The 26,480-nt window shown below is 48.3% G+C and carries 19 protein-coding genes and 5 pseudogenes; 18 read left to right on the top strand and 6 right to left on the bottom strand.

The genetic code is table 11. The features are described from left to right. From IEW48_RS11800 to IEW48_RS11820, 5 genes and pseudogenes are all read right to left on the bottom strand, one after another. Nucleotides 1-304, bottom strand: a pseudogene (locus IEW48_RS11800) (transposase); the annotation flags it as partial. Nucleotides 305-980: 676 nt separating this feature from the next. Beyond that, nucleotides 981-1,517, bottom strand: a complete 537-nt coding sequence (locus IEW48_RS11805) for a Gfo/Idh/MocA family protein (protein WP_188623936.1) — start codon at nt 1,515-1,517, stop codon at nt 981-983. Nucleotides 1,518-1,550: 33 nt separating this feature from the next. Continuing rightward, a complete protein-coding gene (locus IEW48_RS11810) occupies nt 1,551-2,210 on the bottom strand; it encodes a carbohydrate ABC transporter permease (RefSeq protein WP_188623937.1) in 660 nt (219 codons plus the stop codon). Next, nucleotides 2,098-3,015: a carbohydrate ABC transporter permease gene (locus IEW48_RS11815; protein WP_229704029.1), complete on the bottom strand. Its 918-nt coding sequence runs from the start codon at nt 3,013-3,015 to the stop codon at nt 2,098-2,100. The genes IEW48_RS11810 and IEW48_RS11815 overlap by 113 nt, the downstream gene beginning before the upstream one ends. 188 nt (nt 3,016-3,203) lie before the next feature. Beyond that, nucleotides 3,204-4,323, bottom strand: a pseudogene (locus IEW48_RS11820) (ABC transporter substrate-binding protein). 262 nt (nt 4,324-4,585) lie between these two features. Here IEW48_RS11820 and IEW48_RS11825 point away from each other — a divergent pair. The 9 genes and pseudogenes from IEW48_RS11825 to IEW48_RS11865 all read left to right on the top strand — a co-directional run bounded on the left by IEW48_RS11825 (nt 4,586) and on the right by IEW48_RS11865 (nt 16,311). Then, nucleotides 4,586-5,740, top strand: coding sequence for a glycosyl hydrolase family 95 catalytic domain-containing protein (locus tag IEW48_RS11825; RefSeq protein WP_371874872.1), 1,155 nt, complete (start codon nt 4,586-4,588; stop codon nt 5,738-5,740). 369 nt (nt 5,741-6,109) lie between these two features. Beyond that, nucleotides 6,110-6,736 carry a hypothetical protein gene (locus IEW48_RS11830; protein WP_188623940.1) on the top strand — a complete coding sequence of 209 codons (627 nt, stop codon included), beginning with the start codon at nt 6,110-6,112 and terminating at the stop codon, nt 6,734-6,736. A gap of 69 nt (nt 6,737-6,805) precedes the next feature. Then, nucleotides 6,806-8,167, top strand: coding sequence for a GntP family permease (locus IEW48_RS11835; RefSeq protein ID WP_188623941.1), 1,362 nt, complete (start codon nt 6,806-6,808; stop codon nt 8,165-8,167). Nucleotides 8,168-8,421: 254 nt separating this feature from the next. Then, nucleotides 8,422-8,955, top strand: a pseudogene (locus IEW48_RS17655) (aldo/keto reductase). Nucleotides 8,956-9,093: 138 nt separating this feature from the next. Continuing rightward, entirely contained in the window at nt 9,094-10,461 is a 1,368-nt protein-coding gene (locus IEW48_RS11845) for an MATE family efflux transporter (protein ID WP_188623942.1), read from the top strand. 80 nt (nt 10,462-10,541) lie between these two features. Beyond that, a complete protein-coding gene (locus IEW48_RS11850) occupies nt 10,542-12,299 on the top strand; it encodes an ABC transporter ATP-binding protein (protein ID WP_188623943.1) in 1,758 nt (585 codons plus the stop codon). Between the two features lie 13 nt (nt 12,300-12,312). Next, the gene (locus IEW48_RS11855) at nt 12,313-14,148 is read left to right on the top strand and encodes an ABC transporter ATP-binding protein (protein ID WP_188623944.1); all 1,836 of its coding nucleotides are present in this window, start codon (nt 12,313-12,315) and stop codon (nt 14,146-14,148) included. A 238-nt stretch (nt 14,149-14,386) separates the two neighbouring features. After that, complete coding sequence (locus IEW48_RS11860) at nt 14,387-14,917, top strand: hypothetical protein (protein ID WP_188623945.1); 531 nt, start codon at nt 14,387-14,389, stop codon at nt 14,915-14,917. Nucleotides 14,918-15,006: 89 nt separating this feature from the next. After that, the gene (locus IEW48_RS11865; RefSeq protein WP_007502954.1) at nt 15,007-16,311 is read left to right on the top strand and encodes a Zn-dependent hydrolase; all 1,305 of its coding nucleotides are present in this window, start codon (nt 15,007-15,009) and stop codon (nt 16,309-16,311) included. A gap of 89 nt (nt 16,312-16,400) precedes the next feature. On the opposite strand, the gene IEW48_RS11870 is transcribed toward IEW48_RS11865, so the two are convergent. Next, a complete protein-coding gene (locus IEW48_RS11870) occupies nt 16,401-17,960 on the bottom strand; it encodes an AbgT family transporter (protein WP_188623946.1) in 1,560 nt (519 codons plus the stop codon). A 164-nt stretch (nt 17,961-18,124) separates the two neighbouring features. Between IEW48_RS11870 and IEW48_RS11875 the strand changes: the two genes are divergently transcribed. From IEW48_RS11875 to IEW48_RS11910, 9 genes and pseudogenes are all read left to right on the top strand, one after another. After that, nucleotides 18,125-18,841, top strand: a complete 717-nt coding sequence (locus IEW48_RS11875) for an alanyl-tRNA editing protein (protein ID WP_188623947.1) — start codon at nt 18,125-18,127, stop codon at nt 18,839-18,841. Beyond that, nucleotides 18,841-20,028 (top strand): MFS transporter, encoded by a 1,188-nt coding sequence (locus tag IEW48_RS11880; protein WP_188623948.1) that lies wholly within the window; start codon nt 18,841-18,843, stop codon nt 20,026-20,028. Before IEW48_RS11875 ends, IEW48_RS11880 begins: the two co-directional genes overlap by 1 nt. Nucleotides 20,029-20,394: 366 nt before the next feature. Continuing rightward, on the top strand, nt 20,395-21,753 hold the full coding sequence (locus IEW48_RS11885; RefSeq protein WP_188623949.1) for a hypothetical protein: 1,359 nt from the start codon (nt 20,395-20,397) through the stop codon (nt 21,751-21,753). 205 nt (nt 21,754-21,958) lie between these two features. Then, a pseudogene (locus tag IEW48_RS11890) lies at nt 21,959-22,801 on the top strand (thiamine pyrophosphate-binding protein); the annotation flags it as partial. Nucleotide 22,802: 1 nt separating this feature from the next. After that, nucleotides 22,803-22,943, top strand: a pseudogene (locus IEW48_RS17765) (aldehyde dehydrogenase family protein); the annotation flags it as partial. 28 nt (nt 22,944-22,971) lie between these two features. Then, nucleotides 22,972-23,127: an aldehyde dehydrogenase family protein gene (locus tag IEW48_RS17770; RefSeq protein ID WP_443092713.1), complete on the top strand. Its 156-nt coding sequence runs from the start codon at nt 22,972-22,974 to the stop codon at nt 23,125-23,127. A gap of 10 nt (nt 23,128-23,137) precedes the next feature. Continuing rightward, nucleotides 23,138-23,893: a LacI family DNA-binding transcriptional regulator gene (locus tag IEW48_RS11900; protein ID WP_188623950.1), complete on the top strand. Its 756-nt coding sequence runs from the start codon at nt 23,138-23,140 to the stop codon at nt 23,891-23,893. 177 nt (nt 23,894-24,070) lie between these two features. Beyond that, on the top strand, nt 24,071-25,477 hold the full coding sequence (locus IEW48_RS11905) for a sugar ABC transporter substrate-binding protein (RefSeq protein ID WP_188623951.1): 1,407 nt from the start codon (nt 24,071-24,073) through the stop codon (nt 25,475-25,477). 87 nt (nt 25,478-25,564) lie between these two features. Then, a complete protein-coding gene (locus tag IEW48_RS11910; RefSeq protein WP_188623952.1) occupies nt 25,565-26,479 on the top strand; it encodes a carbohydrate ABC transporter permease in 915 nt (304 codons plus the stop codon). Nucleotide 26,480 lies beyond the last annotated feature (1 nt).

Here is a 26,480-nt window from a genome sequence, read left to right on the forward strand (position 1 = left end):
CATGGGAACTGAGCAACGAGAAGCAGAGAGGAACAAAGGTGTTTCCGTCTGACCAACCTAAAGTAAGCAGGCGAAAACCCCGAACAAACTTGCCGGTGGTGTGATCATGGACTTTGGCCAGTAACTCTACCGCCTTGCTGCGTGCACGAGAATAGAGCGAATCATCCACAATCAGTACCTTTACCCGATCTTTACCGGTTAACGGGTCCAATTTGTTCCGGATCAGCCCGCTGCTCAAAAGCAGCAAAAACTTGCGCCAGTTATAGCGGCTGGAATTCAGAAAACGATAGACCGCATCTTTTCCGGGAAGNGGTAGATGTTGGTTTAGACAACTTCATTTTACCAAAGGATTGGGTGTTTTTCGCGTTTTTTGACCAAATTCCCCAGTTAAATCAAGGGATTCTCGTGTTTTTCAAGGTGCGAAAGTTGAGTAGGTAAGTAATACTATACTCACAAAAGGGTGAGTGAAAACTAATGGGACAACAAAAATGGATGTCCAAAACTGCCCGTTTCCGCAGCGTATGGGCACTGCTTATATTCATAAGTCTTATTTCAGGGTATATAGTTTTAAGATCGACTGGAAACTTCCTTTACTACATAGTGGTTGTATCTATAGTATTTTCACTATTATATACCCTTTTTTTGGCTGGCCCATTTTATTACAAATATAAAAAACCGGACAAATACTCTGGTTTTTGGAAAAAAATCGGTGAATGGTATGGAGAAAAGTAAGATAAAGTTCTTTGTTTATAAAATATTATGGACGTTATAAAACGGGCAAAGGGGGTTCTCTCCTTGCCCGCCATTTGATGCGCCCGTCATGGGCTGTTCTGACCGGCTGATGGCCAATATAGCCGATAAGTAGGCGACAAACAAATACTGAAACGGACCAGGAAATATTTGCAATCCGGTTTCATAGGTGAGAGGACGGGGGTTAGTCCTCTCTGCCCGTTTGGCGGACAGTACAGCAACTTTGCCGCTTACCCTCTAATTTGTCTGTATATCTCATCCATCACACGCAAATTCTCCAACGTGTCCTGTAGAGTATAACTCAGTGTGGTCCCGTTGAGGATGCAGGCTGAAAAATGGGTGACCTGGTTTAAATATTGGTCGTCTTCCACCACAAGAGTTTGCTCCTCATCAGCCTTGTAAACATGGATGATGCCCTTGTGCCCGTTTTTATCAGGCGGGTAAGCATAGGGCACCTCGATTCTCCCTTTGGTTCCCACAATCTCGTAGCTTTGCCGGTTGGTAATGGTAAAGCTGCAATCCACCATGCCGATGATTCCGCCGGGGTAGCGAAGCAGTGCCGTGGTGGTTAGATCGACGCCAGTTTCATATAAAACGGCTTGGGCGGATACTTGTTCCGGCTGGCCCAAAAAGTAATGCAAGGTGTTTACCCCATAACAACCTATATCGTACAGGGCGCCTTCGCCCAGCTCTTTTTTGAGGCGGATATTGTTTTGATCCGCGAGCGGAAAGGAGAAACTGGCCCGAATGAGGCGGACTACCTTCAAATCTTTCGGCACCCATGAAATAGGGGCACGCTTTTACCCTTTAACCGACCCGGCCAATAAGCCCCGGACAAAATATTTACCAACCAGAATGTAGACCAGCAAAGTGGGTAAGGCGGCAATCAGGGCACCCGCCATTTGCACGTTCCAATGGACAATCTGGCTGCCGGACAGATTTTGCAAGGCGACCATGATCGGCTGGGAACCGGAGCTGGTGATGCTGACGGCAAACAGAAATTCGTTCCAGATGTTGGTGAATTGCCAGATGCAAACCACCACAAACCCGGAAACTGAGAGGGGCAGCATGATATGGCGGTAAATACCCAGAAAATCTGCACCGTCAATTTTGGCTGCTTCAATCAGTTCGGTTGGAATGGCCGCATAGAAGTTACGGAAAATCAGGGTTGTGATGGGAATGCCGTACACCACATGGACCAGGATCAAGCCGCCGATCGAGTTGTACAAACCAATTTGGCGCAGGAACTCAATGAGCGGGATCAAAATGCTTTGGTAGGGAATGAACATGCCAAATAACAAAAAGGTAAACACCCACTCCGAACCTTTAAAGCGCCACTTATACGATTCAAAAGAGATAGAGGTGGGCAGCTGCCACATGCGGTCCAAGGAAACTTCGTCGATGGGTTTTAAACTGGTGATGACCATGACATAGACAGGCATCAGAAATACTGCAGCCATGGCGATCAGAAACAAGTAGAGCGAAAGACGGCTGAGACGAATGGTTGGCATCCTCGTCTGTGACAAAGTTGGCTCCCGGACCTGTCATGGCATAAATCAAATCAAAGATTTTCAGGGAGATATGGGCCATAATGACAACAATGCTGACGGTAATGGGCATCAGCATGGGAAAAATGATTTTGCGGTAGATTTGAAATTCTGTTGCCCCATCTACACGGGCCGCTTCCCGTAATTCGTCCGGTATGGCCCGCAAACCGGCCAAGTACATGGCCAGGGCAAATCCGGTCATTTGCCAGACAGCCGCAATGACAACAGCAATCATGGCGACTGGAAGGCCAAATTCTATTTGACCCAGAGGAAAACTAAAGGCAATCTTTGTATCGGTGTACCATTTGGGGAGGTTTTCTAATCCCAACTTCGCTAAGATCAGGTTCACACCGGTACTGGGATTAAGCAGCCACTGCCAGACGACCCCTGTGACGACGAAGGACAGGGCCATGGGAAACATAAAAATATTACGGAATAAGGACTCTTGCCTGATATTTTGGTCAATCAACACAGCCAGGAGAAAACCTAATCCGAGCGTGCCCAGAATAAAGAACAGGGTAAAGAAGAGCGTATTTCGCAAATCCGATTGAAAGCGGTAATCATTAAACAGTGAGATATAATTTTGCAAACCGGCAAAAGACAAGTCTTTGACGATGCTGTTCCAGTTGGTCAACGACACATAACCAGTCCAGCCGATAAACCCGTAAACAAAGATGCCGATGGCCACCACAGAGGGCAGGATAAACAAAACAGGCATGATTTTTTCCCGGTTAATCCTGCTTTTTTTGATCGCGGATACCACTTGGCGCTGACTGTTTACAGATAGATTGCTGCCTTGCATCACCTATTCCCCCGTGTATATCTAAAGTTTCGCACACCAAAATGTGCATCAAATGAAATGAAGAAAAAAGGTGGTAGGTTGCACTACCACCTGCAACGGATGTCTTACTGGCCGATATGTTCATCCTGTGCTGCTTGGACTGATTGGATAAACTGGTCCACATTGCGGGAGGAGACAAAAATGTTAACGGCTTGGTTGAACTGCTGCACAAATCCTTCTGGAGCAGCTGAACCATGGGCCAGGCTTGGCGTTAATACACTTTCTTTAAATTCTTCAATCGTTTGTTGACCGTAGGCGTTATACTTGGATACATCGGCGTCCACGCGGGCTGGGATTGATCCTTTACGTGTATTGAAAGCGTCTTGTCCTTCAACGGATCCGAGGACTCTGAGAAAATCTTTGACGACTTCCGGATCTTCTACCCCTTTAGGCAGTCCAAACGTATCGGTGACAACCATGAACAGGCCCTCTGTACCCGGGGAGGCCACCCAGCCAAAATCTTTTTTCGGTTCAAGGTTAAGATCAGTGGCAAAGTAACCGGCTGCCCAGTCGACCATGATGTTCATGGCCGCATCCCCGTTAGCGACCATTTGAGCCGCATCTTGCCAGTTGCGGGCTGCATGATCCTCGTTGATGTAGTCCAGCATGCGGCTGAACGTCTCCATGACTTCTTTAAATTCAGGGCTGTCAAAACACATTGCTGCGGTGAATGTTCACCGGGACAGAATAGATATTGCCGTCTTTGGAGACCATGTCGATGAGATCTTGTGGATATTTGTCATACCAGCCCTCTTCTTCGTACAAGTCATTAAGGGGCTCCATTTTGCCGGCCGCTACCCATCCTTCGTTCAGCTCAGCCCCGCCATGGACTTGGAAAGTTCCCGGAGGGTCATCCCCTTGCATGCGGCTGGCCAATACGGCTTTGGCGTTGGTTCCCGCACCACCGGCTACCGCGGCATTAATGACTTCTACGTCGGGATGTTTTTCCTCGAACAGCTCAATCAGAGCCAACAAGCCCGCTTCTTCACCGGCACCTGTCCACCAGCTGAAAATTTCAAGTTGTTTTTTCCCTTCAGCGGCAGGTGTTTCACTTGAAGGTGCTTCAGCTTCATTTTCACTTCCTGCTTCACCGGTGTCCGTTTCTGTGTCTGATCCGCAAGCAGCCAAGAAAAGTCCCAGACACAATAACAATGCGGATAAAATGGCCAAATGTTTGAATTTCACTTGTGTTCCCCCTTTTTTGATTTGTAATCGTTTTCACTCTTTATTTAAGCACGTACAGCAACCTGGTTAGGGGATAAAAGCTGTTGCTTTTTGTTTTTTACTGGAGTTTATTGAGTCATGCAGATTTTCGTTAAAGTGTTCTTGGGAAAATAGCATATTATTGCCATGCAGTAGCACAATTTTGTTTTCTGTTAACTCGATGAAGCTATATTTCCTGCTTTTGAGCGCAAACGCATATGAGTTTGATTAATGTAAAGAGCCGATCAAGCGGCTTAAGGAATCGGGGCGGAAAATGGCGAAAGAAATGTACAACTGCCGCGGTTCGGTGGCGCATCACAATACGGATATTTGGGCGGACAGCGCGCCGCAAGATTCCGTCATGACATCGACTTACTGGCCCCTGGGGTTGGCCTGGCTCGCGCTCCATCTGTGGGATCATTATGAATTTTCCAAAGACCGGTCCTTTTTGCAGGAACATTATGATATTCTTAAAGAAGCATCCCTGTTTATGCTGGATTTTCTCGTGGAAAGTCCGGAAGGAGAACTCGTCACCTGTCCGTCCCTGTCTGCGGAAAATACGTATATTTTACCTGACGGGAAGGTGGCTTCGCTTACATACGGTCCGACGATGGATAACCAGATCATCCGGGCACTGTTTACAGCTTGTGAGAAAGCCGCTGAAATTCTGGACATCGACGAAGATTTCCGCCGTCAGCTGAAAGAAGCGGCTGAACGCTTGCCCGAAACGAAGATCGGAAAATACGGCCAGATCATGGAATGGATTCGCGACTATGAAGAGGCCGACCCCGGGCACCGTCACATTTCACACCTGTTCGGACTTCATCCAGGTAATGAAATCTCGGTTTTTCACACACCTGAATTGGCCGAAGCTGCCCGCGTCACTCTGGAGCGCCGGTTGAAACACGGTGGTGGACATACCGGCTGGAGCTGCGCCTGGATCATCAACATGTATGCCCGGCTTTTGGATGGCGAAAAGGCAGGCGAATATTTGCATGTCCTGCTCGCTCAATCGACATTGCCCAATCTGTTTGATGACCATCCGCCTTTCCAGATAGACGGCAACTTTGGCGGTACGGCCGGAATCGCGGAGATGCTGTTGCAAAGCCATGAAGGTTCTTTGCATTTGCTGCCTGCGTTGCCGCGTTCTTGGGCGGGCGGATCGGTCCAGGGCTTGCGCGGACGCGGAGGGTATACGCTCGACATCACCTGGGAAGAGGGCCGCTTGAAACAGGCTGTAATTGTACCGGATCACGATGGGGTGTGCCACGTCAGAACCCGTATGCCTGTGCGGGTAACCGTGGATGATCAGGATGTTACGATTACGGAATCTTCCGCAGGTGTCATTGAGTTTCAAGTGGAGTCGAACAAGAAGTATATCCTTTATGGAGTGAGATGACATGCTTGATTACCTGAAAATGCGAACGGCAGGCAAAACTTCGTTCAAAGTCAACGTGTCCGGGCTAGGCACCGACCATGTGAACATTGCGCACATTCACGATCCGGATGACTACGGAAATGAACAGCAGTAACATCTGTTTTTCCCTCCTCAAGTATGTGTTTTTTCATGTGGCAAACCTGGCGATAGCTTAAATTCAACAGTTCAGCAGCTTCACTCCCTGTTATGAGAACATCAATCCACCGACTAACGACCTTGTAACGCATCAGTTCTATTTTGTTCATTGTGATTTATTAGTTACTGAAGAATCGGACAATTTGTGTTACAATTGAACCTGTCTGAGTAATAAAGGGGAGGTTCTTAATAAGAATGCCAGTTCCCACTGAACGAAATCTAGTTTATGAATGTTTAGATCAAATGTTTAAAGAGAGATATCTCTACGGTGATAAGAAGAATATGGGGTGTATATGTTTTTTCAACAGCCTTAAGATCATTTGGCATCCATTCTGGCGCAAAGCCTATAATATTTCTAATCAACTTCAATTTAAGGATGATTTGAGACAGAAATACAGTCCAGAAACACTGTCTGCCTTCCATAAACAATTAGAACGTGAACTCGATTTTATTGATAAAACAGATCGTTTATACATAATTTCTGTACTAGTGGGATTTGTGGGCGTGATCATTTCCGTGATTTTAGAAATTTCAGGTTGGGCGAATCAAGTTTTTATACAGAGAACATTAATGTTTGAACCAGAACAATTTGATACAAGAACAGATTACTTTTCTATTGTAGAACATTTCTTCTCGGTCATTGTAGAACTTATTCTCGATCTAAAATGGGGAATTTTATTATTTTTGATTACAGCCATTGGTATAGTAGTTTATTTCTTTATCCGATACCTCAACAAACGTTTTAAGGTTCTCTATTTTTTAAGTGTTTTGCAGTTAATAGTAGAGGAACAAGCCTTTCAGAAGTCTGCGGATCAAGGATAGTTAACAGAACAGTCATGTGGTTTCTTAATTTTTAGCATATCACACATTTCATACAACACTTCAGAGAGGATGGTTATTGTGGAAGGATTTGGACTGGTTTTGACGTTAATAGTGGCGGTATTATTTATTGTTATCGCAACGGCAAAATTGAAGATTCATCCTTTTTTAGCTTTGTTAATGGCAACTTTCGGTTTTGGCGTTTTTGCCGGCTTACCATTAAATGAGCTGGTTCAGGCAGTCACGGATGGGTTTGGCGGTTTGATGGGGTCCATCGGGATTGTGATCGTGACCGGAACTATAATTGGCACTATTTTAGAAAAGTCAGGGGCTGCATTTCGCATGGCGGAGGTCATTCTGCGCCTGATAGGTTCCAAACGGCCCCAATTAGCCATGTCCATGATCGGGGGTATAGTCAGTATACCGGTGTTTTGCGATTCTGGTTATGTCATTCTGTCCAGTTTGAAAAAGTCATTGGCCAAAAGAGCAAAAGTCGCTCTGGCTTCAATGGCCGTAGCCCTGGCAACGGGCCTGTATGCCACTCATACGCTAGTGCCGCCCACACCTGGCCCTGTAGCCGCAGCTGGCAATATAGGGGCTGAACATATCTTGGGCACCATCATGATCATTGGTTTGATCGTGGCCATTCCTGTCATTGTAGTCGGTTATCTGTGGGCAGTAAAAGTGGCCAGCAAAATTGAAATTAATCCTCAACATGATGAGTTAGATTATCATGAAATCATAAAGTCTTATGGGCCGCTTCCATCCACCACCAAAGCTTTTTTACCCATTGTGCTGCCCATTGTGCTGATTGCATTGGGGACAATAGTCAATTTCATGGGCTGGACTGGAACGGCAGCTGATGTTTTTCGTTTTGTAGGCAGCCCTGTGGTCGCTTTATTGATAGGTGTTTTGTCTTCTTTCATTTTGTTACCTTCCTGGACGGAAGAAACGATTAACGGTTGGGTAGGGGAGGCGATTAAACATGCCGCTCCCATTTTACTGATCACTGGTGCTGGTGGCGCTTTTGGTTCTGTTATACGGGCGACAGCCATAACGGATTTGATAGAGGGTTTAGCCACTGTCACTGCATGGGCTGGACCGTTGGTGTTGCTTATCCCATTTTTTATTGCGGCTGCGCTGAAAACAGCGCAGGGATCATCTACAGCGGCAATGGTGATTACATCGGCACTGGTTGCCCCATTATTGACCAGCTTCAATATAGTTGATCCTATTCCATTGGCCTTGGTGGTGATGGCCATTGGAGCCGGTGCGATGACGGTCAGTCATGTGAATGACAGTTATTTCTGGATTGTCAAGGAATTTAGCGGCATGACCGTGACGGATGCTTATAAAGCCCAAACCATGGCTACGCTGGTACAGGGTGTGACCGCTATTCTGGTGACTATGTTGTTGTGGTGGATATTGGTGTAAGCGGCATGCGGCGTTCTGCCGGATGGAGCTCTGCCAGATGTCGTTGATACTTTCCGGCATCATATTGGCTGGTTCGCGGTCAGCTATGAAGCATCTGATGAGACGGCCAAAATTTTTCGTTCCCCGAAACACTTGACAGCAGTTCGAATTGACGTTAAATTAAAATAACAATCACAATATGGGTCTCAGCCACCGGCCTGTCCTGTTCAGCCCACTGTTTCATGTGGGCCATCTTATTAGGGAGGAGAATGCGGATGAAATACCGTCGTTTGGGCCGTTCCGGACTGAAAGTGAGTGAGATCAGTCTGGGCAGCTGGTTGACGTATGGCAAGTCAGTGGACCAACAGATCGCTGTCCAAACCATCCAGCGGGCTTATGAATTGGGGGGTCAACTTTTTTGATTCCGCCAACGTGTATGAACGTGGTGAAGGAGAAAGGGTGATGGCCGAAGCGCTGAAGCCTTTTCCGCGGGAATCCTATACCGGCGGGGTCAGATCCCTGAGGACAGCCGGGCAGCCAAGGCAGAGGTCAACATGTTTATCGGCCAGTTTTTAACCGATGCGGTGTTGGTAAAAGTAGAACAGCTTCACCAAGTGGCACAGGAGCTGGACTTAAGTTTGTCCACTTTGGCCTTGGCCTGGGTGTTGCGTCAGGACAACGTGGCCAGTGCACTGGTTGGCGCCAGCCGTCCGGAGCAGATTGAAGCTAATGTGCAAGCTTCAGGCGTGAAATTGGAGGAGGACGTGTTGGCACAGATTGAGCAGATTTTAGATGGGGAATCCGTGTAACGGTTGTAAAGTGCTGCCATTTTTGATATGAGTTGTGCGGATGAGTATGTGCAGTGCCGGTTAGTAAAGAGCAAAGTCCATTCAGAACATATTGTTTGTAAAATAAACTAAGATTCTTAACCGGAGCGTGTTGCGCTTATGTCTACGAGCAAGGGGCGCGGGTTAAGCCTGTGGGCATTAACCTGGCCTATTTTTATTGAATTGCTCCTGTTTATGCTGGTCCAGTTCGCCGATATATTCATGCTCAGCTTCATCTCGGATGAAGCGGTGGCGGCGGTGGGCGTGGCCAATGACCTGATGGTGATCACTTTCATTCTGTTTAACTTTGTGGCCGTGGGCACCAGTGTGGTGGTGGCCCAGTATGTGGGTGCGGACCGCAAGGCGGAAGCCTCCCACATTGCGGCTAATGCCCTCCTGGTTAACCTGGTGTTTGGTCTGTTGGTGTCGCTGGTTTTGGTTCTTTTGCGGCAGCCGCTGTTGGGCTTGTTCAACCTGGAACCCCGTGTGCAGGCCTATGCCACCAGCTACATGCTGATTGTCGGCTCGGCACTGTTTGCCCAGGCCTTATTAGCCACTTTGGCTGCCGTGATCCGGGCCAACGGCTTTACCCGTGATGCCATGTTTGTTTCCCTGGGTATGAATGTGGTTAATGTCATCGGCAACTATCTGTTTATTTTTGGTGCGTTCGGCGTGCCGCAGCTGGGTGTGACAGGCGTGGCCTTATCCACTGCCGTCAGCCGGCTCTTGGGTGTGGCCGTGCTGTTTATCCTGCTGTACCGCCGCCTGGAAGTGCGGATTTTGTGGCAACATTACTGGCAGGTGAAGAAAGCCTATTTGGGCAAAATTTTGAGCATTGGTGCGCCTGCAGCCGGAGAACACATGGTTTATCAGCTGCAGCAGCTGGTGTTTACCTTCTTCATCTCCACCATGGGCACAGTGGCTTTAGCCACCAAGGTGTACACGTTTAACCTGATGATGTTTATTCTCCTGTTCAGCCTGGCTGTGGGGCAGGGCATGCAGATTTTGATCGGCCGGCTGGCCGGGGCGGGTCAAATGGAAGAAGCCTACCGCCGGGCCTTCCGGGGCTTGAAAGTGAGCATGGGCATCACAGCAGGGGTGTCGCTCTGCTTTGCCCTGTTCAGGGAAGAGCTGCTGGGGCTCTATACTGCAGATGAAACGATCATTGCCCTGGGAGGCACGCTGCTGTTGATCTGTCTGATTTTGGAACCGGGACGCACCTTTAACCTGGTGCTGATCAGCGCCTTAAGGGCCAGCGGCGATGCCCGCTTTCCGTTTAAAATGGCACTGATCTCCATGTGGGGGGTCAGCGTGCCCGTGGCTTACCTTTTGGGCATTCAGCTGGGCTGGGGACTGGTGGGCATTTGGATTGCCTATACCACGGATGAATGGTTGCGGGGTCTGGTGATGCTGGCCCGTTGGCGGAGCCGCAAATGGGAAGGCAAGGTGCTGGTTGAGCCCCAGGCTCACCAGCAGCAGGCTCTGTAGCGGTCGGCTGTGACAGGCACTGCCACCGGCTCTGCCCCAGACCCTGTTGCACAGTGAAGCACGGCTTGAGGAGGGGAACAATGGAGACTTTTAAGCGGTTAAAGTCGTTTTATTGGCCCTATAAACGGGATTTTGTGTGGTCGATACTGGCTTTAGTGGTGGTCAGCGGGCTGACGGTGTTCTATCCGCTGGTGCTGAAGTTTGTCATTGACGACATTATTCAGAGCGGCCAGTGGCAGCTGGTGCCCTATGCCGCTCTGGCCTTTATCGTGCTGATGGGCATCAAAGCCTGGTTTTTGTACATTCATCAATACTATGGTGACCTGTTTGGCATTCAGGCCGTTTATGCCTTGAGAAATGCGTTGTACCGCAAGCTGCAACAGCTTCCCTTCCGCTTTTACGACAATGCCAAAACGGGTGATCTGATGTCCCGCCTGGCCCAGGATGTGGAGGTGTTTCGCTTCTTTTTGTCTTTTGGTTGTGCCCAAGTGGTCAATTTTGTACTGTTAGTAGGAACCGGTTTTGTGGTCATGCTGTTTTTGCATGTGCACCTGGCCCTGCTTACGCTGGCGCTCTTGCCCTTTTTGCTGCTGGTGGTCTACCGGTTTGACCGGCAGGTGCATCCGGCTTTCCGGGCCATCCGCTGGTCTTTGGCCCAGCTGACCACCCGGGTGCAGGAGAATGTCAGCGGCATTAATACGGTGAAAGCTTTGTCTCAAGAAGAGACTGAAATTAAACGCTTTGATGAAAAGAATGAAGATTACAGAGCACAGCATTTGCATACAGCGGATATTTGGGCCAGGTACTTTCCCTTGATGGAATTGATCGGCCACTTGTGTGTGGTGGTGTTGCTGGCCTACGGCGGCTATCTGGTCATTGAGGGGGAGTTACCCCTGGGTTCGCTGGTTGCCTTTTTCAGTCTGATCTGGTACATTGTCGGACCGCTGATGGGGATAGGGTTTATTATCAATACGTTTTCCCAGTCCAAAGCGGCTGGCGAACGTTTGCTGGAAATCCTGGATGAAGAGGTGGAGATCCGTGAAGCAGATTCTCCTCTTCAGCCCGAGCGCCTCAAGGGGCACGTCCGTTTTGAACACGTGACCCATTATTACCGGGGCGAAGAAAAACCGGCCTTGGTGGAGGTCAGTTTTGACGCCCCGCCGGGCAAAGTGATTGGCCTGTTGGGAGCCACGGGAGCTGGCAAAACGACCCTGGTGCAACTGATCTCCCGTTTTTACGAACCGCAAGAGGGACAGATTTGGATCGACCAGCAGCCTGTCAGCCGCTATGCGCTGAAGACCCTGCGTTCCCAGATCGGGGTGGTGTTCCAGGAGCCGTTTCTTTTTTCTGCTTCGATCAAAGCCAATATTGCTTACGGCAAACCGGAGGCCTCCATGGAGGAGATTGTGGCGGCAGCTAAGCGGGCGGACGCCCATGACTTTATTTCAGCTTTGCCCCAAGGGTATGACACGATTTTGGGTGAACGGGGGGCTGGGCTGTCCGGCGGCCAGAAGCAGCGGATCTCCATTGCCCGGGCCTTGTTAATCAATCCCAGTATCTTGATTCTGGATGATGCCACCAGTGCGGTGGATATGACGACGGAGCGGCGGATTCAGCGGGCCTTGCGGGAGTTGATGCAGGGGCGCACCACCTTTATCATTGCCCACCGGATTTCCTCTCTGCAGAAAGCGGATGAGATTCTGGTTCTGGACAGCGGACGGGTGGTTGAGCGGGGCACGCATCAGGAACTGATCCGGCGTCCCCACGGGATTTACCGTCACATCTATGCTCAGCAATATCAGGATTACGAACAGGTGCTGGCGGCTAAACAAAGGTAAAAGGGGGCTTATCATGACTCAGCACGACACTGAAAAAATTTCCCCCGGTTTTGACCCGCGCCGGGAGCGTTTTCATTATCCCACGGACCGTATCATGGAAAAACCGTTTGATTGGAAGATCATGGCCAGGCTGCTCCGCTATGTGCGTCCTTACGCTTTCACCCTGTTGCCTCTGGCCATTGTGGCCATGCTGGTGGGCACCCTGGTCCGCCTGGCCGTGCCGCTGTTGATTGCGACCGTGATTGATGAAACCTTGCTGGGGCGTGATCTTTATTTTCTGTGGACCTTAACGGCTGTGATTTTGGCCATGTACCTCATTTCCTGGCTGGCCAACGTGTGGCGCATACGCTGGACCAACCAGCTGGGGCAGAACGTCATCTATGATTTGCGGCGCCGGCTGTTCAGCCATATCCAGCATCTGTCCCACCGCTTTTTTGGGCAGCGTTCGGCCGGGTCGATCCTGGTACGTATCACCAATGATATCAATGCGCTGCAGGAACTGTTCACCAACGGGATCATCAACCTGTTGATGGATATCATAATGCTGACCGGGATCGTGATCATCTTGTTTGTTTTAAGTCCGGAACTGACCCTGGCCATCATGGTGGTCCTGCCGCTGATGTTTTTCCTGTCCACCGGCCTGCGCCGCCGTATCCGCCGGGCCTGGCAGCAAGTGCGCCTCAAGCAGTCCCGGTTAAATTCCCATCTCAACGAAAGCATTCAGGGCATCCGCGTCACTCAAGCTTATACGCAGGAGGAAGAGAACACGCGCTTTTTCATGCGCATGAACCGGGACAATTTGTACGGCTGGCAGGAGGCGGTCCAAAAGAGCGCCCTGTTCCGGCCGTTGGTTGAAATGTCCGGGGCCTTGGGAACGGCGATTTTGATCTGGTACGGGGTGCAGCTGATCGCCACTGAAGTGATCACCATCGGGGTGTTTGTCGCTTTTGCCTACTATCTGGGCCAGTTTTGGGAACCGATTTCCCGGCTGGGCCAGATGTATAACCAGTTGTTGGTGGCCATGGCTTCCTCGGAACGGATATTTGAATTTATGGATGAACAGCCCTCAGTGGCCGAAAAACCTGATGCCATCGAGTTGAAAGAGGTGCAGGGCGAGATTGTGCTGGAGCGGGTCTCGTTCAGCTATGATGGCAAACGGGAAGTGCTCAAGGAGATCAGCCTGAGGATTCCGGCCGGCCAGACCGTGGCTTTGGTGGGCCATACCGGTTCTGGCAAGTCCACCATTGTCAACCTGATCGCCCGCTTCTATGATCCCACCCGGGGCAGGATCTTCCTTGACGGCCATGATCTCAAGGAGGTTCAATTGGCCAGTCTACGCCGCCAGATCAGCATTGTTCTGCAGGACACGTTTATTTTTTCCGGCACGATCATGGACAACATCCGCTTCGGCCGTCCCAGCGCTTCTGATGAAGAGGTGATCGCTGCCGCCCGGGCCGTGGGCGCCGATCAGTTTATTCAGCGGCTGAAGCATGGCTACCAGACTGAAGTGGAAGAGCGGGGCAGTGTGCTCTCGGTGGGTCAGCGCCAGTTGCTCTCCTTTGCCCGGGCACTGTTGGCTGATCCTAAAATTCTGATTCTGGATGAAGCAACGGCCAGTATTGATACGGAAACGGAAGTGAAAATCCAGCAGGCATTGCGCCAGCTTTTACAAGGACGGACGGCCATCATCATCGCCCACCGGCTGTCCACCATCCGGGATGCCGACCAGATTGTTGTCTTGGAGAACGGACAGATCAAAGAACAGGGGAATCATGACCAGTTAATGAACCGGCGCGGCCACTATTACAGCCTGGTCCGTTCCCAGTATGAGGCCCTGCTGGAAGCATAAGCACAAGGGGTGTGAAGTGGGTTGCGCCTTGCAAGTTCAAGGAGCACAAGTAGCCTAACAAAGCAAGGGATACCTGATGGCCCTTGGATCATCAATGGATGATGACATTTGTGGAGCACCACATAGGTGATCTCAGAAACGTACGGCTGATCTTAGCGCTGGTTAAAAGTAGGCGTAATGGAGGATGGGGAATTTTTCAATACCGGGCAGATGCCAATCGTTTCCATGAGGAAACTTCATGGTGGGACGAAAGACGGAAAAGAAACGTCTCAGGTGGATCATTGGTAAAATACAGACAAAATTGCGCTTGATTCACCATTGGCTGATCCTTGAGCAGGTTGAGAAGATTAATCAGATGTTGCGAGGGCACTACAATTATGATGGGATGGCAGGAATTTTAAAGTCACTCTACAAGGTGTACCAAGCAGCAGATAAATATTGGCACAAGATGTTAGGTAGCCGTAGCAGGAAAGGTTATGTGACATGGGAGAGATATGCCCAAATCAAATCCTGGTTTCCCATTGTGCGTCCGAGAATTTCAATCCCTTATAAGGAATTGAAATTGTACGTCATAGATAGTGTGAATCCATTTCTGAAGAGCACGGTGCGGGAAATCTGCACGCCGGGTTCTGTGGGGTTCGGGCCACCAATTGGGTGGCCTCTCTACCCGGAGACGGGGGTTAGTCATCCCCTCCTACTCGATCACTTACTTGGGGATGTGATGATGATGACGACACTTGATTATGTTAGAAATTTTAGATATGTTTGAGGTAAGACAATGTTTGGTGAAGCAGGAAGTATGGATTCCCGAATTAAATAAATGCTTTAAAGCCTAAATGTAGAAAAGGAGTCATGTCTATGGACACACCCCAAGAGAGTAAATGGTTGTGGGAGCGATTAATGCACTCATACAATCATGAACATGACCATTCCGGTGTAAACGGAGAACGCTTGGCCACAAGATTGGCCCAACTTGCCGCTATTGGCCTGACTGCAGAACGAGGGTCAAACCGCATCGGTTTTTCACAGGAAGAGCTGGCAGCTAAAAATTTGGTCAAACAATGGATGGAGGAGGCAGGTCTAGAAGTCAGAGAAGATGGTGCAGGCAATGTATTTGGGAGGCTTGAAGGACACCACCGGCAAGCTCCAGTGGTGATGTCGGGCTCGCATGTGGACAGCGTTCCCAATGGTGGCCACTTTGATGGCACTTTGGGTGTATTGGCTGCTTTGGAAGTGGCACAAGCGTGGCAGGATACGGGATTTTGTCCCGGGAAACCTTACGAAGTTGTGGTTTTTACGGATGAGGAAGGCGCCCGGTTTAATGGCGGCTTAACCGGCAGCCGGGCTATGATGGGTGAAATTAATCTGGACCAACAACTGCAATTACAAGATATTTTTGGTGAATCATTTCAAAACGTGCTTGAGAGCATCGGGTTGACGGTTGATCAGTTTATGGCTGCCAAGCGTGACCCAGCAGAGATTGCCGCTTTTGTGGAAGTGCATATTGAACAAGGGCGGGTTCTTGAGGAAGCAGGATTTCCAGTCGGTATCGTCAACGGGATAGCCGGCCCTTGTTGGCTGGAAGTCACCTTTATCGGAGAAGCGGGCCATGCAGGCAATACGCCGATGGGACACAGAAAAGATGCTTTGGCGGCAGCCAGCCAGTTTATTCTTGAGGTTGAATCACTGCCAAGCAAGATCAGTTCTACAGCGGTGGGAACAGTAGGTAAATGCCAGGTTCATCCGGGAGGCGTCAATGTGATTCCCGGCAAGGTGACAGTGACTGTGGATTTAAGGGATATTCACCGCCAAACCAGAGACCGCCTGGCGGAAGCCGTGCAACAGGCCGCCCAAACCATTGCCCGACAGCGTAGTGTACAAGTTGAAATCAGGGAAACGTTAAACGTTGAGCCGGTTCCCATCCAGCAAGCCATGCAGGAAAAAGCGATCCAAGCGGTGGAAACGGTCGGTTTACGGCCCCTTGTTTTGCCCAGCGGAGCGGGCCATGATGCCATGGTGCTTGGCAAATATGTGCCCACCGGGATGTTGTTTGTGCAAAGCAAACAGGGAATAAGCCACAATCCCGAAGAATGGTCTGACCTTGACCACTGCGTTATGGCTGTCCATGTTTTGAAGAAGTGGTTAGAACAATTGGTGAGCTGATGAAGTTCCAGCCAACATGAAAAAGGGGTATCCCCATCAATGGCCGGTGGGAATACCCCTTCTTTAGGATGATCTCCAAGTTGGTTGCACTATGAGGGAAGGAAGATGTGCCCGTCTGGTCCTAACGGTAAGCCTGTGAAGAACCAAATCACCAGAATTGCAATCCAGGACAGGGAAAAGAAAATCGTGTATGGCAACAGGGCCGACATCAAAGTTCCTATGCCCACTTTAGGGTTGTACATTTTGGCAAAAGACAACAAGATCGCAAAGTAAGGCAGCATCGGGGTGATGGGGTTAGTGATAGAGTCACCGATGCGGTATGCCATTTGGGTAAAGGCCGGATCATATCCCAAAATCATAAACATGGGCACGAAGACCGGCGCCAGAATGGCCCATTTGGCGGAGGAGCTGGCCACCAACAGGTTAATCAAAGCGGAAATGATTACAAAGCCCACCACCAGCCCAATGCCGGTCAGCCCGATCGATTGCAGAAATTCAGCTCCTTTAATGGCAATAATAGGGCCAAGATTGCTCCAATTAAAGTAGGCAATCATCTGGGCAGCCACGAAGGCCAGTACAATGTATGGTCCCATCGTGGCCATGGCATCACCCAGCATTTTGGCCACATCTTTATCTGTCTTGATGGTTTTGGCTCCCAATCCATAGAACAGGGCAGGAATTAAGAATAAAAACATAATAATGGGAACCAAGCCGCTCATCAATGGTGATTCGCTCACCAAGGATCCTGTATCAGGATTTCTCAGTATAGCGTTACTGGGAAGGGTTAGCACCAGCAAAACAGCCACGTAAATCAAAGCGGCCCATCCAGCCCAGCGCAGTCCCCGTTTTTCGTCTTCCGTCAGCTCCTCGATTTCCTGAACTTCTCCTTCATATTTACCTAAACGGGGGATGGTAATTTTGTTTGTGACAATAGTGGCCACAATGACAAGAACCACAAAGGAAACCGCAAGGAAATACCAGTTCATGGCCGGATTGGCTGTATACTCGGGATCCATAATTTGGGCTCCCACTTCAGTGAAACCGGCTACCAAAACATCCAGCATATTGACGATAAGGTTGGCCGCAAATCCCCCCGCTATCGAAGCATAAGCCAGTATCAGACCGGTAAGGGGGTTAAACCCAATCCCCATCAACAACAGTGCGGCAATGGGGGGCAAAACGACGAAGGCCGCATCTCCCGCCATGTTCCCTAACATACCAATAAAGATTATGGCTGGAATGACATATTTGGGTGGCGTGCTGGATAAAGCCCTCCTCATCAAAGCTTGAATCAGTCCCGTTGCCTCTGCTAAACCAACCCCGATCATGACCACTAATACCAGGCCAAGGGGCGGAAATTGGGCAAAGTTGGTCACCATACCGGTTAAGATTTGGATCAACCCTTCACCGGATAGCAAGTTGACTGCTTCAATAGTTTCTTCGGTTGATGGATTAACAGCCGATACTCCAGCCGCAGCAGAAAAGGCTGAGGCTACAAGGATAGCCAGGGCAAAGATGACAAAAAGCGTGACTGGATCAGGCAATTTGTTGCCGTATATTTCGATGACATTTAAGAATCGGTTAAAAAATCCTTGTTTTACAGAAGGTGGTGTTTCTGGCGTTGGTCTGTTCATTCCTGGTGTGGACATCTCATAATCCCTCTCTTCAGCTTTTTAGGATGACGGCAGTATTTTCATTATACTAGCATCGATTATACATGATATTTTCAAAATTTTAAACGCACTCTTTAAAAATTTTAAAAAATTAGGATGGTAAAGTTAAGTTAATGAAATAAAATATGGAGGGGATTGCCGTGACCACAGAATTGTACTTGGAAAACAGTTACCTGAAGACTTTTAGAGCGCAAGTATGCGAAATTAATGGAGAGGAAGTGGTGCTGGATCAAACTCTATTTTACCGTGGCGGGGGAGGGCAGGAACATGATACCGGCTTCCTGATCCAAAACGGGAAGGAGTTTGAAGTCTACGAAGTAAAAAAACAGAACGGACTAATCGTCCATTATGTCAAACAGGCTGACCACTTGTCTAAGGGTGAAGTGGAGCTGGTGCTGGATTGGGAACGGCGCTATAACCTGATGCGCCACCATACCTTGATCCATGTTTTGGGGGCTGTGGTATACAACCGTTACGGTTCCTTGTGTACGGGCAATCAAATCTATGAAAACCGGGCCCGCATCGATTTTAACAATCTGTCTGACTTGAGTGAGGAAGAAATCAAGGACATCGAGGAGGAAACCAACCGGCAGATCCAGGCCAATCATCCTGTCTCCTCCCGGGTGGTCAGCCGAAAGGAGGCCGAGCAGCTGACAGGCATTATTAAGACGATGGTCAATCTCTTACCTCCGGCTGTGAAGAACATTCGTCTGGTTAAAATCGGGGAGATTGATGAACAGGCGTGCGGGGAGACCCATGTCAAAGAGACGCAAGAAATTGGCACGCTCAAAATCACAAAAGTGAAAAGTAAAGGTAAAAATAACAAACGTCTAGAAGTGCAGGCGATTGAAAGCTGATGGAACATCACATTCGTCCTAAACCAGGGGCTGCAGTACTCACAAGCGGACAATACTGGTTAATCACGATTTTCTTGGGGTTGTGCGGTTTGATGGTGGTATCCAGCGTCTACACCATGATTCCCATTAACTTGCACTTGGTTCAAACCTTTGCTGTTCCTGAAAGCATGGCCGCCTTGACCAGCGGGGTTTTTGCGTGGTTTTACGGCTTGGGATTCCTGGTGTTTGGCCCTTTATCAGACCGGATCAGTCCCAAAAAAATTATAATTACGGGACTGGCGGCTTTGGCTGTAGCTACGGTGCTTGTCTCCTGGGCACAATCTATCGAACAGCTGATTGTTTCTAGGGCGGTGCAAGGATTTATCGCCGCCAGTTTTGCCCCTGTGGCTCTCGCTTATATTTTTGAGGTGATGCTCGAACAGCGAAGGGCAACCAGCATTGCTTTTTTAAGTACCGGGTATATGCTGGCAGGTATTATTGGTCAATTGATCAGTTCCTTGGTCACACAAATCTGGGACTGGTCAGCCGTCTATGTGCTGTTTGCTGGTTTGTACGGATTTATTTTTCTTCTGGCCATCAAAATATTGCCGCTGACCCAAGTTCAACCTTCATCGGCTTCCATGGTTGATATTTGGAAAAATACTTTTTGCCTGTTCAAAGAGGGCATGTTGCTTCGCTGTTACTGGATCACGTTTACCCTGTTATTGTCATTTGTTGCTCTCTATGCAGCACTCAGCGGTTATTTAAGCAATACATATGGTCTCAGTACCGAACAGATTTTTTCCATCCGGGCGGCAGGAATTGTGGGGATGCTTGTTTCTCCTTTTGCTGGCAGACTGATTGGCCGTTTTGGATTAAAACGGGTTTTGCTGACGGGACTCATCCTGGCTACTGGCGGGTTATTTCTGGTGTGGGCCATGTCGACTGTTTTGTTCTTAACCATGGCCAGCATCATCTATGTGGCGGGTTTGTCCATCACATTTCCGGCTCTGATGAATACGGTTGGCCAGTTAGGCAGGAAAAAAAAGGGCGGCGCCATCACGTTGTATACCTTTGTTCTGTTCATGGGCGCCAGTGCCGGAGCTGTCATTGCTCCCTGGGCCAGCTTTAAGGTGATTACCTTGGTCCTTGCCATGCTCTTGGCCGCTTCAGTGGTTGTCTCCTTGGGTATCCGTGTCGCTGGCTAGAGGATGGAGAACTGAAAAGAGCATTAAGGCAATTGGCGGGGTGGCAATGGATAGGCTCCTTTAAACGATGCTTCACCTTCAACCAGTCGTTTATTTGGATGACGGTGACTTCATTTAAGCCCAATACCTACTTGGTGTTGAAAAACGGGAGGAACCCCTAATGCTTCTCTTAGAGAAGGTCAGGGGTTATGTACGCCCAGCAGGGCTTGTCCAAAATATTGTACGTATCTTTACAAAAACAATATTAAAGATAGAAAAAAACGCTGTTTGAAAACGAAAGTTTAGACTTGACCTTATGTTGGTATTGTATATAATGCAATATCCAAAGAGGAGTATTATGTTATCGCTTCCGAGGGGGACCTCTTGATGGAGTGCTATGTCACTTCATGTTCGTTTACTGACCAACCCTTTCTGCTGGAACAAGACAAAGAGTTTGTTTTGAAGTTCAATCTAGATTATCCAGGGGAAGTGGTGCTCGATCTGGTTGCCAGTGTGCCTGAAGGGGATTGGGGAACGAAAGGCAAGGAATCAGCATTTGTGACGATATATCTCAATGAGGAATATAACCAGGACCTGATTCTTTTTTACGGAGCGGAGAATTTTTCCTATCAACGCTTACTTGGACGACTGGATGCCGGTCAACATGTGGTTAGACTCACGTTTCAAAAAGACAAGTCTTCCCCAAACATCAAATGTATTAGTATAAAAAAAGCCGAAATCAGGCAGGTAAGAGATACCGATCCGGAAATCATTTTTTACAAGTATGCCCCCATTATTTACGGGCGCAATCTAAGCGATGATTATGAAAGTGTTTATACGGATACTCCGCTTGCGCTTTATTACTATTGTGATCAACATGAAAACCTGTCAATGACGGTTGAATATCAGATTATATTTAGCCACGAGGACGAGGGTACTCCTGGCCCGGCGTTAATGTCGCGGTGGGGCAGAACAACGGATATAGAGTGGGTTTACCGTGTCAAACTGGATAAATACGGAAAGCGGATACAAGGGTCAGAGAAAGTGGAGGAATTTCAGGGACCAGAACATATGACAACCAATTTTAAAGGCAAATATGCGCTTGGTGAACATCCTATTTTGCAAGCAGCTACCAAAAATGGAAATGTGTCAGATCATATTACCTCAAGTTACCGCTTCTTACTCAAACCAACCCTTTGTCATTCCAGGGATGTCAACCGTGAAGAGGTGATGAACCTTCATCCTTGGACCTATCGCGTCTCAGCCAAAGAAATCCAACGGCAACAGAATCTTGAATATCCCGTTAATCCCCAGACTCCCCATTTGGCTGATAAACGGTTTTATCTTTATATTCACTCAAGCAAACAATCGTTTAAAGGTGAGCATAGATATGGCTCGGCAGGGTTTAAAGTTAAGCTAAGAAATCATCATACCTGGTATTCGTCTACGCATGACAATCATTCATTTGCCTATGATGGGGCGGATGGTCCTTTCGCAACCACTGTCAAACTGCCAGAGGGAACTAAAATAGGGGATATTGAGGAAATTGTTGCTTATTATGTGGAATTTCAAAGTGCTCCAGCTGACTATTATATTCAAGTGAACGGCATTAGGTCCGCCTTCTTGTTGAATGAAGAGTATTTACCCAAACGTCCTTTTATCATCAGCAAAAATGTTGCGATACTTTCTCCCCAGCAACGGGAAGTTTCCTTATGGAGGGCTGATGATCTGGAAAGTGGTACATGAATGAGAAACATATTAGCGGGTTAGGAAGGGTATTAGGCCGGCTTATGTTGATGCCGGCTACAATTAACTTTTTTATAACTTATAGTATTGAAAATATTTTGTCTATAACTTAGAATAAGATTAAACCTTTTTAGGGAAAGCGCTTAACTAAAAAATGTGACACAAATAATGCAACAAATCTTTTCCTTGAAGGGGAGGAGAAATAATGCAAACCATTCGCTTGACCATGGCACAAGCCTTGTTAAAGTTTCTGGATAACCAATACGTTGAGCTTGACGGTAAAGAATATAAGTTTGTCAAAGGAGTCATGGGTATATTTGGTCACGGCAATGTGACGGGTCTGGGGGAAGCATTGGAACACTATCGAGGGGAATTGACTTACATCCAGGGCAAAAATGAACAGGGCATGGTGCATGCGGCGACTGCTTTTGCCAAACAGAAGAACAGACTCCAAATCTTTGCCTGTACCTCCTCGATTGGTCCGGGAGCGATGAATATGGTCACGGGGGCAGCAACGGCAACGGTAAATCGTATCCCTGTCCTGCTCCTGCCGGGGGATATTTTTGCCAACCGTCAACCAGATCCGGTGTTGCAGCAGATCGAAGACCCGACGGATTACACGGTTACAGCGAATGATGCGTTTAAACCGGTCAGTAAATATTGGGACAGGATAACGCGGCCAGAACAATTAATGTCAGCAGCTTTAAACGCGATGAGGGTGCTGACTGATCCGGCGGAGACTGGGGCGGTCACACTGGCGTTGCCGCAAGATGTACAATGTGAGGCGTATGATTATCCTATAGAATTTTTTGATAAGCGGGTTCATCACATCGAGCGTAGACCCATAACAGCCGCAGCCTGCAACCGGGCGGTGGAAGTGATTAGACGCAAGAAAAAACCGGTTATTATAGCCGGCGGAGGTGTGCACTACTCCTTTGCAACTGAAACTTTGCAAACTTTTGCCGAGACCTTTAACATTCCGGTGATGGAAACGCAAGCGGGCAAAAGTGCGCTTCCTTGGGACCATCCTTTGAATATGGGCGGAGTGAATTACCCCGTTTAACTTCCCGATGATGGTACCGTGCTGGATGTTTCCTTTAGCCATCGCCTGTGGCAATACGTTTGTGCTGAAGCCTTCAGAGCGCACGCCTTTATTGGAGAACCGTTTGGCAGAGCTTTTTTATCGGGCCCACCATATTTGACGGGGTCAAACCGGGCATGAAGATCTGGGAAGACGAAATCTTTGCCCCTGTTTTGTCCTATGTCCGGGTCAATACGCTGGAAGAAGCGATTGAAGTGGCCAATCAATCCCGCTTTGCTAACGGGGCGTGTCTGTTCACCCAAAACGGCCACTATGTCCGGCAGCGCTGGTAGTTGATGAAAGATGAAACCGACCATTTATGATGTGGCTAAAGAGGCTCAGGTCTCTATTGCGACTGTATCGAAGGTGATTAATGATACGGGCCGCATTAGTGAAAAAACCAGGAAACGTGTTCTGGAAGCCATGGAAAAGTTGCGGTACCAGCCAAGTGTGGTCGCTTCTGCACTAACAGGAAAGCGTACCAATACCCTCGGCTTGCTCATTCCCGACCTGGCCAACCCGTTTTTTGCTGAAGTCGCCCGTCATGTGGAAGACCGGGGGCAAGAAAAAGGATTTAATGTGATCATGTGCAGCACGGATTATAACCCGGCCAATATACGCTGGAGCAGTAAGGAACGCATCCGTGGCTACCGCGAAGCCTTGGAAGCGGCAGAAATTGGTTTTGATGAAGATCTGGTCTTCATCAGTAACTCCACAATCGAAGCCGGGAAACGTGTGGCCGGAGAACTCCTTGATGCTGGTCCTCATCCTACAGCGATATTTGCCCTGAACGATGTATTAGCCATTGGGACGATTAAAGCTGTCCGGGAAAGGGGATTAAAGATCCCTGAAGATATCGCAATCGTTGGCTTTGATGACACCATTTTGGCGACCATTGTCGATCCTCCGCTGACCACTGTTGCCCAACCCATACGGGACATGGGGTATCAAGCCATGGATTTGCTGATTGAAAAGATTGAAGGCCAAGAGAACACCACTAAACGAATCATTTTGTCGCCGCAGTTAATGATTCGTCAGACAACGTGTCCGTTAACCTAATAAATTTTTACTGGATCCCATCCTTTTTTTGCAGGATGGGATCTTTATCTTGAAAAATATTTATAATATAATAAATATCGGGGGAAAAGCACCTAATTTACAACCAAGTCAATTTGGGTTATAATAATATCTTGGGTCCGATCATAAAATCAAATATATAGTGGGGGTGGATCTTTGATGGAGAAATTAAAACACTTGATGATCCTTGTTCTCTGTTTAGGATTCACTTTCACTGTATTGGCAGGCTGCTCAACAGATGAGGATGCAGCTGGCAATGAGTCAGCTGGACAGGAAAATGAAGCTGTTGAGGTCGTCACCATCACTGCCCAGGCTCCAAGTCCTGAAACCACACGGGTGGATAATCTGGTCCGGGCAGCGGAGATGTTAAATGAAGAACTGGAAAAGGAAGGACAAAATATCCGGGTAGAAGTGGAAACCCAAATGTTTGAAGGCAGCTGGGAGGATTACTACAGACAATTTATGTTGGCTTTCCAGTCTGGCAAGGAACCTGACATCTATGTCGCAAGTCATCCCAATACAGGCTGGCTGGCAGACGGCGGCTACATTCAACCATTGGACGAGCTGAAAGAATCTGAGGCTTACGCTGACGTGTACCCTGTGCTATGGGATGCGGTCACCTATAAAGGACACGTTTGGGGAGCCATCCAAGATACTGAAGCCCGTCCAGTTTTTTATAACAAAAATATCTTGAGGGAAATGGGCTGGAGTGAAGAAGAGATTGAGAGTTTGCCCGAAAAGGTCAAAAATGGTGAGTTTACCCTTGATGACCTGCTCCGGGTTGCTGAAGAAGCCGTTTCAAGCGGGGCTGCAAAGTATGGTATCTTGCACCGTCCTGTCAATGGTCCCGATTTTCAGGTCATGCTCTACAATTTTGGCGGACAATTGTATGATCCTGAAGAAAACAAGATCGTCTTTGATAAAGAAGCTGTCCTTAAGCAACTGAGCTTTTTCCATGAAATCGCCCAGAAAAATCTGATCCCCGAAGGATTGTTGTCAATGGAATGGTCCAACATCCATTCCATGGTCGTTAATGGTGAGGTTCTCTTCTACTTTGGGGGTATTTGGAATATCTACAACTGGGGACAAGATGACTTCCACAAAGAACTGGGTAAAGTTGATCCTGAATGGGTGATGGAAAACTTTGGCATGATGCTCTATCCCGCCGCTGAAGAAGGGGGACAACCCATTACCCTGTCTCATCCGTTTGCCTATTTTGTTTCCTCCAACGCCGAGCATAAAGACCTGATTGTCCGCCTGTTGGAGCATGTCATCCATCCAGACCTGCAAACCATTCATAATGTAGAGACATATCACTTGCCGGTAACCGAAAGTGCGGCCGAGCATCCTGATTATAAAGCCAACATCACGCTGGGCGATATTGCCTATATGACGGAGTATACCACCTTCTTGCCCAATCATGAGGGATATGAGCCTTACAGCAATGCCGTCTTTAAAGCCATAGAAGCTGTTCAGCTGGGCAGACAAACACCTGAAGAGGCTCTGGAAGCTTTAGAAGTCCAGTTAAAAAATGACTTGAGAGATCAACTGACCATTTTAGAGTAAATCTTCCCTGTAGAGCTAAATGCAACCCAAGCCCCCTGACTCCTAAGCAGGGGGCTGTCTAAACTGATTGGCAGAAGGAGGGGTGTTATGGAAAAAACACAGCGTTTCTCTTTATATTTGCGTAAGTGGGGATTGCCCGCTTTTATGCTTAGCCCCTTCATGATTCTGGTCACCGTTTTCTACTTCTTGCCTGTCATTTTAATCGTGGTTTTGTCTTTTACCAGCATGGGCTCAGCAATGAGATGGGATTTTATTGGTTTTCAAAATTACAGATTCCTGTTTGAGGATCCCAATCTTCCTACCATCTTGACCAACACTCTGATCTATGTCTCTTTTACGCTTGGCATAAATGTCCTCTTTGGTCTTACCCTCGCCTTGTTAACCACCTATTTTATTCAGAAAGAATCAATCGGATTATTCTTTAGGACGATCTGGATGCTCCCCAGGATGTCACCGCCTGTGGTCTATGTTTTATTATGGTTGTGGTTTTTTGATCCCAGCAGTTATGGTGTGTTAAACAGCATAAGGGAGCTGATGGGGCTGCCACCGACCATGTGGCTGGTCAACCAGCCCATGACAGCTGTTATTCTGGCCAATGGTTTAATCGGCGCTTCTTTCGGCATGATCATTTTTTCAGCAGCCATTAAATCGATTCCTCAAGATTTGTTCAAAGCGGCAAAAGTAGACGGGGCCGGCCATTGGTCGATCATCAAGGACATTATCCTGCCTGCCTTACGCTGGCCGATTATGTTTGTCACCATATGGCAACTTTTGTCATTGCTGACCTCCTATGAATACATTTTGCTGTTAACCAATGGCGGACCTGGTTTTGACAGCACGGTTCTGGCTCTTTATTCCTACCATAAAGCCTTTCAATTTTTTGAGTTTGGCTATGGAGCAGCGGTTTCCGTCGTGCTGGTGGCAGTGGCTATTGTCTTAACGGTGATGCTGTGGAAACTGTTCGGCATGCAAAAAATAGAAAGGGGAGCGCGGATAGACTAGG

It is taken from the genome of Caldalkalibacillus thermarum, assembly GCF_014644735.1.
GTDB classification, from domain to species: Bacteria; Bacillota; Bacilli; order Caldalkalibacillales; family Caldalkalibacillaceae; genus Caldalkalibacillus; species Caldalkalibacillus thermarum.